This window comes from Psychrobacter sp. CR212, assembly GCF_059693765.1.
Genome location: NZ_JCATIF010000001.1, coordinates 287,883 through 300,412 on the forward strand (window position 1 = coordinate 287,883; position 12,530 = coordinate 300,412).

10 protein-coding genes are annotated in these 12,530 nt (G+C 44.3%); 8 read left to right on the forward strand and 2 right to left on the reverse strand.

Going from position 1 to position 12,530, the window contains the following annotated elements; genetic code table 11:
* Positions 1-157: 157 nt before the first annotated feature.
* Positions 158-730: an elongation factor P gene (gene efp, locus AC58CZ_RS01240; protein WP_058025610.1), complete on the reverse strand. Its 573-nt coding sequence runs from the start codon at positions 728-730 to the stop codon at positions 158-160.
* A 162-nt stretch (positions 731-892) separates the two neighbouring features.
* On the opposite strand from efp, the gene epmB reads away from it, so the two are divergent.
* The 8 genes from epmB (at position 893) to AC58CZ_RS01280 (ending at position 11,861) form a co-directional block, all read left to right on the forward strand.
* Positions 893-1,900 (forward strand): EF-P beta-lysylation protein EpmB, encoded by a 1,008-nt coding sequence (epmB, locus tag AC58CZ_RS01245; protein ID WP_494223580.1) that lies wholly within the window; start codon positions 893-895, stop codon positions 1,898-1,900.
* Between the two features lie 291 nt (positions 1,901-2,191).
* Positions 2,192-3,931 (forward strand): cyclic-di-GMP receptor FimW-related protein, encoded by a 1,740-nt coding sequence (locus AC58CZ_RS01250; protein ID WP_494223579.1) that lies wholly within the window; start codon positions 2,192-2,194, stop codon positions 3,929-3,931.
* 476 nt (positions 3,932-4,407) lie between these two features.
* Entirely contained in the window at positions 4,408-6,495 is a 2,088-nt protein-coding gene (locus AC58CZ_RS01255; protein ID WP_494223578.1) for an EAL domain-containing protein, read from the forward strand.
* Between the two features lie 58 nt (positions 6,496-6,553).
* Positions 6,554-7,012: a c-type cytochrome gene (locus tag AC58CZ_RS01260; RefSeq protein ID WP_058024410.1), complete on the forward strand. Its 459-nt coding sequence runs from the start codon at positions 6,554-6,556 to the stop codon at positions 7,010-7,012.
* 48 nt (positions 7,013-7,060) lie between these two features.
* Positions 7,061-8,089: an AAA family ATPase gene (locus AC58CZ_RS01265; protein WP_494223577.1), complete on the forward strand. Its 1,029-nt coding sequence runs from the start codon at positions 7,061-7,063 to the stop codon at positions 8,087-8,089.
* 126 nt (positions 8,090-8,215) lie between these two features.
* The gene (locus AC58CZ_RS01270) at positions 8,216-9,232 is read left to right on the forward strand and encodes a DUF58 domain-containing protein (protein ID WP_497413130.1); all 1,017 of its coding nucleotides are present in this window, start codon (positions 8,216-8,218) and stop codon (positions 9,230-9,232) included.
* Positions 9,229-11,460, forward strand: a complete 2,232-nt coding sequence (locus AC58CZ_RS01275) for a transglutaminaseTgpA domain-containing protein (protein WP_494223575.1) — start codon at positions 9,229-9,231, stop codon at positions 11,458-11,460. The genes AC58CZ_RS01270 and AC58CZ_RS01275 overlap by 4 nt, the downstream gene beginning before the upstream one ends.
* Before the next feature lie 113 nt (positions 11,461-11,573).
* Complete coding sequence (locus tag AC58CZ_RS01280; RefSeq protein ID WP_494223574.1) at positions 11,574-11,861, forward strand: DUF4031 domain-containing protein; 288 nt, start codon at positions 11,574-11,576, stop codon at positions 11,859-11,861.
* A gap of 89 nt (positions 11,862-11,950) precedes the next feature.
* On the opposite strand, the gene AC58CZ_RS01285 is transcribed toward AC58CZ_RS01280, so the two are convergent.
* Positions 11,951-12,511, reverse strand: coding sequence for a DUF302 domain-containing protein (locus AC58CZ_RS01285; protein ID WP_494223573.1), 561 nt, complete (start codon positions 12,509-12,511; stop codon positions 11,951-11,953).
* Positions 12,512-12,530: the final 19 nt, after the last annotated feature.

A 12,530-nucleotide genomic window follows, 5' to 3' on the forward strand; every position in this document is an offset into this window, starting at 1 on the left:
ACTAAATACTAGGCGCTACCAAACGTTAAAGGCGACTATGCGACAATAAATACAGCCGCTGTAAACACAAAAAAGCTTAACCGTTTATATAGCGGTTAAGCTTTTTTATTAGTGATCAACACAACAATCTCAGCGATCAATCACGCTTATCGCGCTATTAGTTTACGCGAGTTTGATAGTCACCAGTACGCGTATCAACACGGACGATTTCACCTTGCTGTACAAATAGCGGTACACGTACCACGGCACCAGTTTCTAGCTTAGCCGGCTTGCCGCCGCCACCTGAGGTGTCACCGCGTACACCAGGATCGGTTTCTGTGATTTGTAATTCAACAAAGTTAGGCGGCGTTACTGATAAAGGTGTGCCATTGAACAAAGTAATGGTGCATAGAGCATTGCTGTTCTCTTTTAACCACTGTATCGCGTCGCCCATTGCGTTTTTGTCAGCTTGAATTTGCTCAAAGCTTTCAGGGTGCATAAAGTGCCAAAACTCACCATCGTTGTATAGATAGTTCATTTCCGTATCCATCACATCAGCCGCTTCTAAGCTGTCGCCTGATTTGAATGTTTGCTCCAGTACTTTACCACTACGAAGATTACGCAGCTTAACGCGGTTAAAGGCTTGACCTTTACCGGGTTTGACAAATTCGTTTTCAAGAATGGCACAAGGGTTGCCATCAAGCATGACTTTTAGACCAGCTTTAAATTCATTAGTAGAAAAACTTGCCACAAGAGACTCCTAGGGGTTGTAGATATGGTAGTAGATAGATATGAGGCTGACTGTACCAAAAGTTGCTGCCAAGCCAAGTGCTTACGTATTAGCGGTATACTTTGATAGGGTAGACACTAAGGGCGTATAATATCCGATTTTGGGCACAGGTAGTAGGCTGTCATGATAAACCATTTAATCACACAAAAAAACTGGCAAACACAATTATCGGAAGCCATTACGTCTGTTGACGAGCTGCTCAGTCTCCTAAAACTCGACTCACTACGCGCAGACGTCTATGTGCCGAAGCATTTTGTGCTGCGTGTGCCGCGCGGCTTTGTGGCAAAAATGACTGTGGGCGACCGTGATGATCCGTTATTAAGACAAATACTGCCAGACCAACAAGAGCAAATCAACGTAACAGGCTATGTAGCAGATCCTTTAAGCGAAAACAGCCAAAACCCTGTCAAAGGAATGCTGCACAAGTACCAATCAAGAGTATTACTGACGATTACTGGGGCGTGCGCGATTCATTGTCGTTACTGTTTCCGCCAGCATTTCGACTATAGCGCCAATATGCCAACTGCTGATGCAAAAGAAAATATCATCAACTATATCAGCGCGCATCCTGAAATCAATGAAGTGATTTTAAGCGGTGGTGATCCTTTAAATGTGACCAATAGACGTCTGTTTGCATGGTTGGATACTTTGGAGTCTATCCCGCAGCTGACGACGATTCGACTACATACTCGTCTACCACTGGTCATACCAGCGCGATTGGATGGTGAGCTGTTAGACAGATTGTCCCAAAGTCGCTGCCGTATTGTGATGGTGATTCATTGTAATCATGCCAACGAGATTGATGAGCTAACCGCAGAGCACTTGCAGCGTGCTCGATCTGCTGGCGTGACATTATTGAATCAAGCCGTACTATTGAAAAATATCAACGATAATACTGAAGCTCAGGCTGCATTAAGTCAGCGTTTGTTCGACTCTGGTGTGTTGCCGTATTATCTACATGTTTTAGATAAGGTGGCTGGTGCAGCACACTTTGATAATGACGAGCGGTCTGCAATTGAGCTTTACTGGTCACTATTAGCAGCATTACCAGGTTATTTGGTACCCAAGTTGGTCAGAGAACTGCCGAATAGACCTTTTAAGGTGCCGATTGATATTTACAAACATATTTAATGCAGGCAATATAGGGTTGCAGAAAAAACCTGTTAAAAAGAGACGATTGTTGATAAAAATTGGTCAGTGACTGATTTTTTATAAGAAGGGAGTCACGGTATCAGGCATTATATTGATAGAACGCCTAAAATATATTGTCTAACAATAAAACGTCTATCGTTCATACCTATAGCCTCTTTAAAACAATACACAGTTTGCATGCTTTTTACCTGATATTGCTCTACTTTGTGTGGTTGCATACTTGCCTCTTGTCAACTTACTCAGAGTGGCCAACAGTGAGTAGAAATACTGATGATAACTTTATCTAAGTTTCAAGAAGCCCTTTCTTCCAAAGAGCCACTACCAACGCCAAACCAATCAGTGAGCGGCCAAGAGCATCATTTGCTCAAACTATTGACAACGCTATCTTCACAAACCCAAGAGCAGCAAGCTGAGCACCTAGAAAAAGTTCTCTCCGTATTATGCGAGGCCAATATAGATGAGCTTCAACGCCTTAAACTGATGACGGCTGTGAGCGATGCTTCAGATCGGTTGATTGCCACGTTACGGCAGCAGTATATTTATGAAACAGGCGCGCTGAGTGAGGTGCAGTTGGGTTATGTGGCTCAAGTAAAATCCTTGCATTATTTAATTATTTTGGCTTATGACAAGGTTGTACGTCGTCAAGAATTAATATCAAACAGTCAGCCAAAAAAGATTTCAAAGAAAGGTTTTCCACGCTATTTTAATACCAATAAAAAGCGCGCCAATACACTTACGGTTGCCATTTATCAGTCGTTACTGAGGTACCACAAGCTATTGTGTGAAGAGGCACTTTGCTATCGCAAGCCATCAGATTATCTCTGGTTCAGAATTAATCAGTTGTACCACCTCGCTTATCAACAGCGTGTGTCTCATCTCGAGTTGAATCGAGAAACAGTGACACCCTACACAAATAGTATTCATCAGCTTTATTGCCAAATATGTTTGCATAGTTTATTGAATGTATGTGCCATGCGTCGTCCTAATGTTCTATTGGTACAACGTTTATTGCCTGAATGGTCTCATTATATTGTTGCGACAATAGAACCAACGACGGAAACACGCGTGTTCGTAGATTTACAGAGTGATAAACCACCAACGTATCTAACGCCCAACTCTGAGTTAAATCCCTATGAAGATCGCTATGACTGTTTGTTTTTAGAGCTGACTCCTATGGTGCAGTATTTTAATTCACGTAGGCAGCTATCCACTGAGAGCAGTAATGTGGGGATAGGACACGGTCTGTTGAATACAATATCAATGACAGTCAGTTATCGTTATCTACAACCACAGCTTACGCTGCCTACTAAATATAGTCTCAAACACCGTGCGAGTTTAATCGCTGGTTTTAACAGTATCCATCACCATGTTGGTGACTCAAGCAGCTTTGCTAGCTTGATAGCAATAGATGAGTTATCCATAGACGAGCGCCCTCGTTATGACACGGTTAATGCAGAGCAAAACAGTAATAGCGTATTAGACATAGAGGTGTTTGACAGCCATGACAGTCTGTCATTATTTCGTACACTGCGATTGGTGCCAACAGTAGATGTCTTGAATGAAGAGCATGTTGGAGAGAAAGCTCTTGATATGGATATGATAGATGGCGAGCTTGTTGCAACCACACCGCCATCATTACATATCATGAGTTTGTTCTTGGTTTGTCAACCTGATGTGACAGAGCAGCCTGATTGGTCAATAGGGGTAGTACGTTGGCGGCACTTTGATACCAAAGACAAAGAGGTTGAATGGCAATTGCTTGGTCATCAGATTGTGGCATGCGGGTTGCGCTTGGAAGGGAGGGACCCACAGAAGCATTGTTTTGTGCCAGCGCTGATTCTGGGTAAGGATGAGCAGCTGCAAACCATGAGTTCGCTGATTGTACCTTCGTCTTACTTTCAGCCTGATGATAGAGTCATCATGCGTATCAGCAGCAAACAAACCCATTTACGTTTGGGTCGTAGATTGATGATAACTGAAGGGTTTAGTCAATACGAAATAGCAAAATAATGTCTATTTATGTATTTATAGTGAAACCATTATAAAAATGGTATAGCAAGATTAAACGCTATTTTTCGCAGCCTCTGGAGACGCAGTCACAGCAAGCAAAAAAAGTAGCATTTAATCGAGCGCGTTTTCTATGCTGTATCAATTTTATTGAGGTTCTACTATATTGAAAGAAAGAGGGGTTGTACCGTATAAGAAAAAAGGCTGATGTTTTTTTTGATAATGATATTAAACAAACAAGGTCATAAGTTAACCTGCAGTCAATCAAATTATTGTCTATAATGAGCGATATTGTTACTCTAATTTATAAGATGCCTCGGGCGCTAGAATATATTACGCCAACTAAAACTCAGCTACTATCACAATACTTACTGAGCCTACTCTCTATAATGTTTTCTAAGCCAGATTAATTTTTGGAAACAGTATAAGGTGTCAAAAATAAGAGATAAAGATACAACCATAAGATTAAAAGGCCACCTATGCGCATTCAGTCCACCTTAAATCTATTAGTGATTAACGATGATCAGCTCTATGCTGAGCGTCTTGTACATCTACTGAGTGATTATTATGACAGCGTGAATTTAGGATTTTTGGATGATAAAGAAGAGCTACTAAAAGTACTGCGCCAGTCGTGGGATGTGCTGGTATTCGTTAGTGCTTATGATATGAGCTTTACGGATGTGGTTGGCATCATTCAAGAGCAGAGCATTGATTTGCCGATGATTTATTTGATGAAGGGTGAGGCAATATCGACCGCGTGTAATGATGAGGGGTTGCCTGCGGTGATGAGCGGAACCATGGTCAAAGCACTCAAGGCTGATCAAGAGATGGCTATCGTTATGGCTATCTGCTTACAGCATGACAGCTTGCGTAGTCGCCGTGAGCTCAAGAAACTACGCCATGTCCTATCAGAAGCAGAGCAACGTGCCAATGTGCTGATTAAAAACTCGAAAAGTGCAGTTGCCTATATCGATGAAGGTATCCATATCTTTGCCAATGATCCCTATCTTCAACTGTTTGGCTTTCGGTCAATGAATGATGCCATAGGTGTGCCTGTTGTTGATTTGATTTCAGGTGGCGATAGTGTCAAGGACTTCAAGCAATTTCTACGTCAGTTCGATAAAGGTAGCCGTGACGAAGTTGAGTTTAACTTTGAAAGCGTGCGTACGGATGGCAGTACTTTTGAGGCAAAATTACAGTTGGCATCTGCGACTTTAGATGGCGAACCCGTTACTCAGATTATCATACAACAAAATGCTAGCAACAGCGCAGAGGTTGCCAAACGCTTGGCTGAAGCAGAGCGTAAAGATAACATGACAGGTGTGAATAATCGCCACGGCTTTGAGGAGCAAATGGCGATAGTACACCAGCAAGCAACTCAAGGCGTGCTGACAGCAGCATTGCTCTATGTACAGCTCGATAACATTGGAAAAATAAGAAGTAGCCTCGGACTGCAAGGAGTAGATACGACTGTCAAACAGGTTGCCTATGCACTAGATGAACTGGTATCGAATGGACATGTCAGCCGCTTTAGTGATACCGCATTTATGATACTTGTCAAAGACAAAACTACCTCAGAGCTCGAAGAGCTGGCTGAGAACATCGGTTCGCGTATCAGTGAGATGCTCATTGAGGTAGATAAGCGTACGACGAGTACCACGGTAAGTATCGCAATCGTCAAAATCGAAAAAAATACCGCAGAGCCCGCTATAATAATAGAGCGTGCTATGGATGCTATTAGCCAGATCATGGTCGAAACCTCTAACCATGGTGGTACTTATCATCTATATGATCCAAGTGAGCATGCCAATAGTGATGATCATGCGCTTGCTGAGTCTCTGATTGATGCTATTACAAACAGTCGATTTGAGCTGTCATTTCAACCAATATACGATATCAATCAAGATCGTAGTGACTTTTTTGAAGTGTATCTACGTCTGCCATTGGCCGATGCCGATAACACGGTATTGACTCCTGATCAGTTTATGGCTGTGGCCAGAAAACACAAGCTACTTGAAAAGATAGATCGCTGGGTACTCATTAATGCGTGCAAAAAAATCAATGATGTCCGTAAAGAGCATCCTGAAGCCAGACTATTGGTGCAGCTAACCAGTGCCTCATTAATTGACAAGAAACTGCCTAATGTTGCAAGCCAACTGATCAAGGCAGTAGGCGGCGCCGCTGGTGTCTTAACGTTGCAATTTAACGAAAAAGACATCTCGGATCATTTAACTGTGGCAAAATCTCAGTTTTCGGCCCTTAACGAAGTCAACTGTCAAATGGGCATTACTAATTTTGGTTCTTCTGCCAAATCTATCGAAATTGCCAATTTAGTGCAGCCGGATATCGTGCGTTTGGCGCGTAACTATGTACAAGATATCAATTCAGCAGATAACTTAGACACGGTTAAATCACTTATCATGCGCATCAATGAGGTAAATGTTGATGTGCTAATGCCGTATATTGAAGATGCAGCGACTATGTCAGTCGCATGGAGTGTGGGGGCGCGCTATCTGCAAGGATACTATTTAGAAAAGCCTAGCAAAACGCTAAAGATTGCCAGTTAACATATTGCGATGCTACAAAATCTTTATCGCTAATGCTCACCAACCAAAGATTGCCAAAATGTCTATTATTAGTAAATATCAAATAAGCAGTCTTTTTGCCGCTGTTTTATTGCTCACTGCTTGTGAGCATACCCCGCCTGATCATCGCGACCCTGTGACACTACCGCTATATGTCAATGGAGATGCAGATAATGGCTCGTTAATTTATCAAGATGCTTGCAGTCAATGCCACCAGCTCAACGCTGGTCTCAATAAAAAGGGCCCGCAATTAATGAATATATACGGCGCACCAGCTGCTGAGCTAAAAGATTACACTTATAGCGAAGGGCTCACAGAGTCAGGATGGGTATGGGATGCCAAAACACTCGATCCCTATATCGCGGATGCACAAAAAGCCATGCCAGATTCAAAGATGCTATCAGACCCTATGCCAGATGCTAAAGAGCGCGCGGATGTTATTGCGTATTTATCAACCCTCCGCGCTGATGCGCCGATCGTCGTAGATGATGCGAACTGACCTTACTGGTTGATCGTTATGACCCAAAAAATGAGCCGATAATTTACTATGACCCATGCCCCTAACGATAGAGCACCATCACCTACATATCAAAAAATAGCCAAAACGCTTGGTCAATCCGCTCCTAGTGGCACAGATTTGCAACGCAATCAGCAGAAAATTGCACAATTGATGGCGCAATTGAACCAAATTGTATTGGACAAACCACAAGCAGTTAAATTGGCACTCAGTGGCATACTAGCAGGTGGGCATTTATTGCTACAAGATTTACCTGGTATGGGTAAGACAACTCTGGCTCAAGGTTTGGCTAAGCTGTTAGGCCTGAGTTTTAGCCGAGTGCAGTTCACCAATGACATGCTCCCTGCCGATATCTTAGGCATGAGTATCTATGACCAAAGTAAACTGCGTTTTGAATTTCGTCCCGGTCCTATTTTTACTCAACTGCTACTTGCTGACGAAATCAACCGCTCCAGCCCCAAGACGCAAAGCGCACTCCTTGAAGCAATGGAAGAGCGACAAGTGACGCAAGATGGACAAACTTATCCCTTGCCGCAGCCGTTCTTTGTTATTGCAACCCAAAACCCACTGCAACAAGCTGGCGTCTATCCGTTACCTGAATCACAGTTAGATAGGTTCTTGCTGTGTGTGTCATTGGGCTATCCATCACCTATGGCAGAGCGTGAACTACTAAAAGGTCAAGATCGCCGTGAGCTATTAAAGGATCTAGATACGGTGCTTGATACTGAGGCTGTGCTATTGGCACAACAAGGCGTAAAACAAGTTTATGTGGCGGACGTGGTATTGGATTATCTACAAAGACTTGTAGCAAAGACTCGAGCAAGCCAAGAGTATCATGGGTTATCACCACGTGGCGTGCTATCGCTACAGCGTGCTGCACAGGCTTATGCTTATGTGTCGGGGCATATGGAGGTGACGCCTGAAGATATCCAAGCGGTCTTTGCTGCCGTCGCTGATCATCGTCTCGGGCAGCGTTTTGCCCCCGCACAATTGACAGGCGGACAGGTATCGCAGACCATCGCCCAACGCATTTTAGCAGACGTGCCTGTCATCGTTTAGCTGTCTATATTTTTAGTTATCTATATTGAAGTACGAGCAGGTTTGATAATACATGGCTATATCATTGAGTCCGTTAGGCTGAGGACTAGCGACTAGAGTCAATTACATGGTAAGAATAGGGTAGTCATGAGCTTTTTACCAAAAGCCTTAACCGCGTTAATCAGGTCAGCAATGAGCCGTTGGTTTGCCTCGCGCGCACCCAAAAATGATAGCGCGACGCTCAATCTACGCAACGTCTATATTTTTTTTAGTCGTGAGGGTATGCTATTTGCTGTGCTATTAGTGATTACCTTTATCGCAGGTATCAATTATGGCAATAACTTGGTACTTGGCTTGTGCTTTTATCTGGTCAGCGTCTGGCTAATCAGTTTTCATGTGACTTTTGCTCATATATCTGGCTTACAAGTGCATTTGCTGGAGGTCACTATGACAGAGGCGGGGACACCTGCTTGGGTGACACTGCAACTCAAAAGTGAAAGCCGTCAACCACGGCGACAGTTATTATTTGAGTTTGAGCAAGCAGCTGACAAGAAGGATAAAAGTGGCACGAATCGGCAAAGCTCCATACTCGTAACGAGTCTACAAAGTGAGCAAACTATTCGCCTACCTGTTCAAACCTACAATCGCGGTCCTCTTGAGCTGCCACAACTAATAATTAAAACCGTTTATCCTTTGGGTATTATGCGTGCTTGGTCTTATGTCTATTTTGCGCGTAAGACTTGGGTGTATCCCAAACCTGAAGCATTTGACTGGCAGGTGCAGTATTCAGTTGCAAGCTCGGAGGATCTGCCAACTGGCGGACAATATCGACAAGGGCAAGACGACTTTGAGCGACTGGATAATTATGTCGAAGGAGAGTCACTGGCCCGTGTCTCTTGGGGCCATGTAGCACGGGGTCAAGGCATGTTTACCAAGCACTTTGCAGACCCTGTCGGTCATGAGCAAACGCTTGATTATGCAGATATGCCAGGTGCTCATCATGAACAGAAGCTTGCGCAATTGGCTCATGGGGCGTTGACATTGGGTCAATTAGGCGTGCCCTTTCAAATGCGTTTACCCAATGATACGCCTACTAGCGCAGCGGTGGATGATGGCGAGACTTTTGCGCAAGCATGCTTGCTAAGGCTGGCGAAAGCACCATGAATGAACCCAAACAGTTTTCTGCAACCGATGCCACAAAAACGGCAAGCTTTGAGCAGTTAGCACTCGGTCAAAATATACAAGCGAAAAGTGGCATAGCAGCTGATAATACATGGTATCGGCGACTACTGGCTCTACCAGCCTACTACTGGGTGCTAATTGCTCAAATAGCAGTCGTGTTGCCACATGCTGCTCACTTGCCAATATGGTTAATCGGGTTTGCGGCGATTAGTATCATTGCCCAACTACCGCGTCTCAAGAGTCGGCTAAAAAAAATCTCGCATTTAAAACGTGTCTATCAAAGCATGCAGATGCTGGGTTTTTTATTAGGCCTAGTAGGTCTGTGGCTAACGTATAACACAGCCTTTGGGCTAGACATGGGCGTGGCATTTTTGGTGCTATGTCTCGCTAGTAAGCTTTGGGAGCTGTACAAGCGGCGCGATGCTTACGTGGTGTTGAATCTATCGTTATTTGTACTTGCTGCATTATTTTTAATGGATCAAGGGTTGCTGACAACTTTAGAGGTGGTACTGGGCGCTGTTATTGTCCTGCTGGCGTTTATTGCCCTAAACGACGATAGCAATGATGACGGTGATGGACGCCTGCGTACTTTAGGGGTATTAGGGATTGGGGCACTGCCATTGTTGGTGGTGCTGTTTCTATTTTTCCCAAGACTGCCGCCACTGTGGTCTGTACAACTATCAGGTCAGCAAGCGACCACAGGTGTGTCTGATAGTATGTCACCCGGTGATTTTGCCAATTTAGGCCAGTCAACTGAGCTGGCTTTTCGCGTAGAGTTTGGCGATGAGCGTCCACCGCAACAGCAACTATATTGGCGCGGACTCGTGTTTAGTGATTTTGACGGAGTTACCTGGCGTCCAAGCAATCAGGTAAGTCAATGGTCGACTAGATCGCAAGCCCCTACATGGATTCAAAATGCCTTTGCTACTGTTCCCGAGCAAGTGCAAGCCACACCTACTCGCTATCAAATTATCCTAGAACCTACTCAGCAGAACTGGTTATTCGGGCTCGATTATCCTTTTTCTCAGCAGCCAGATATCAACATCACCTCAAACTTTACGCTAGCGAAAGATCAGCCTGTTACGCAGCAGCTTCGCTATAATGTAATGCAATTCTCATCAATGCGTATTGATTCTGTGCTGACAGAGGCATCAAGACGCCTAAATCTGGCACTACCAGCAGAGGGCAATCCGCAAGCACGCGCGCTTGCTAAGCAGTTATTTGTACAATCAGGCTCAGATCCAGTGCGCTACATGGCTGCTATCGAGCGCTGGATCAATCAAACAGAGTTTCGCTATACGTTGTCACCGCCACGACTCAATACTGATCGTATAGATGAGTTTTTGTTTCAGACCAAAGCAGGGTTTTGTGAGCACTACTCTTCAAGCTTTACCTTTATGATGCGCGCAGCTGGTATTCCAGCGCGGGTAGTAGCAGGCTATCAAGGAGGCGAGCCCAGTCGCAATGGCAACGTATGGGAAGTGCGTCAAAAAGATGCGCATGCATGGACTGAGGTTTGGCTCGAAGGTCAAGGCTGGGTACGCGTCGATCCCACGTCATTTGTGGCGCCTGAGCGGGTTGAGCAGGGTATGAATGCGATGACCCAGCAGCAAGGCGCAGCCATGTTTGGCAGTGGTGCCAGCGCGCAAATCAGCTACCAGCAGTATCAAATGCTACAAACACTACGTCGCTTGTCTGACCAAGCCAGTTACTATTGGCAAAAAGACGTGGTTGGTTATGATCAAGACAAACAAGCAGATTCGCTATTAAAATGGTTTAATATCAGCTCCATCATGCAGCAAATTATCTGGTTAGCAGCCAGTGCTGTTATTATTATGGCTACCTTAGTATTCATCATTTGGCGCCGCCGGCGCAAACGCTGGCACCCAGCAGACCTGCCGCTTGCCCAGCTCTCAAAACGTATCGGCAAACGTGATAAATTGCTGGCTCGAGAGGATAATGAAGGACAGTTGGCATGGCTTGAGCGTTTAGCATCTGCTATCGATAGTCGCTTAGATAACGATACTCACCGTCATGCAAGTCGTTTAACAGACAGTGAAAACCCGATAGCGGTTCAGTCAAAACTGATTGAAATTAAGCAAAACTATCGTCAGTTACGTTATGGGCGTTTGAGTACGTTTGATACCAATCACAGTGAGTATCAAAAACTACTTAAGCAGCTGAAAAAAAATGTGCGCGAATTATTGTAACGTTTTAATGGATGGCGTTGATAATTTGAGTGAGATTAAAGATGCTGACGCATGGATATGTAGCAAATATCAGTAAAGGTTGTTTTGAGAAGATAAGTAAGAGAGAGTGTCTCATGGCGGTATATGTAGATTTTGTGCAGATAAAATTCAAAGGCTATAAATGGTGTCATATGCTTGCGGATAGTTTGCAAGAGCTGCATGATTTTGCAGCGTTTATCGAGGTAGATCCACGTTTATTCCACCGCACCGCAAGCTACCCGCATTATGATATTACCGTGCAAATGCGCGAAACAGCCCTTGAGAAGGGGGCGCTGCCTGCCGACAGGAAAAAAATTATTGAATGTGCCAAGAAGCTAAAAGTGGAGCTACAGTCCGAAATGTCGCTGACTGATGGTTACTGACGCAGCTATCAACTAAGCAAAGAAAAAGGTGGGGAAACTTTTGCTTCTCCCCCTTTTTTTTGCTTAGATTATATTTTTCTGGTTTGATATTATTTGGCTACTACCGCCGTGCTGATCGCGTTGAGCGCTTTTGAGGCATTATCAAGCTCAGTATCACAGCCTTTGATATGGTGGCGTGTCTTTAGGTAGTCAGGATTGTTGTATGATAGCCATACCTTTTTATTGGCATCTTCGCTAATGAGGATTTTTTGTGGTAAATCAATGGCGACGGTTTGCTCGCAATTCATCAGAGGCGTACCCGCTTTGGGATTACCAAACATCACGACTTGCGCTGGTCTTAATAATAAGCCTGCACTCTGAGCATTTTTTTGATGATCGACGCGTGCAAACACTGTCATACCTTTGCTTTCGATCATTGAGATCAGCTTATCTGCGGTATATTGGACGGAATGATTGCTTTGTAGGGTTACTAGGCCTTTGTCAGCGTTGATTGACTGGGTTGTTGCTGTCGGTGAATCAGTAGCATCGGCTTTATTCAAAAACGTATCGACACTGGCACAAGATGACACGGCCAATGCCAGAGCGGCAATAGAGACAATTTTAATCGTAGTGATATCCTTGAGCGATCCGTAGTAGGTGGCAATACCCAATACTTATTGTGCGTCATCA

Coding starts and splice junctions, on each gene's coding strand:
- epmB (WP_494223580.1), top strand. CDS start 893: ATGATAAACCATTTAATCACACAAAAAAACTGGCAAACACAATTATCG.
- AC58CZ_RS01250 (WP_494223579.1), top strand. CDS start 2,192: ATGATAACTTTATCTAAGTTTCAAGAAGCCCTTTCTTCCAAAGAGCCA.
- AC58CZ_RS01255 (WP_494223578.1), top strand. CDS start 4,408: ATGCGCATTCAGTCCACCTTAAATCTATTAGTGATTAACGATGATCAG.
- AC58CZ_RS01260 (WP_058024410.1), top strand. CDS start 6,554: ATGTCTATTATTAGTAAATATCAAATAAGCAGTCTTTTTGCCGCTGTT.
- AC58CZ_RS01265 (WP_494223577.1), top strand. CDS start 7,061: ATGACCCATGCCCCTAACGATAGAGCACCATCACCTACATATCAAAAA.
- AC58CZ_RS01270 (WP_497413130.1), top strand. CDS start 8,216: ATGAGCTTTTTACCAAAAGCCTTAACCGCGTTAATCAGGTCAGCAATG.
- AC58CZ_RS01275 (WP_494223575.1), top strand. CDS start 9,229: ATGAATGAACCCAAACAGTTTTCTGCAACCGATGCCACAAAAACGGCA.
- AC58CZ_RS01280 (WP_494223574.1), top strand. CDS start 11,574: ATGGCGGTATATGTAGATTTTGTGCAGATAAAATTCAAAGGCTATAAA.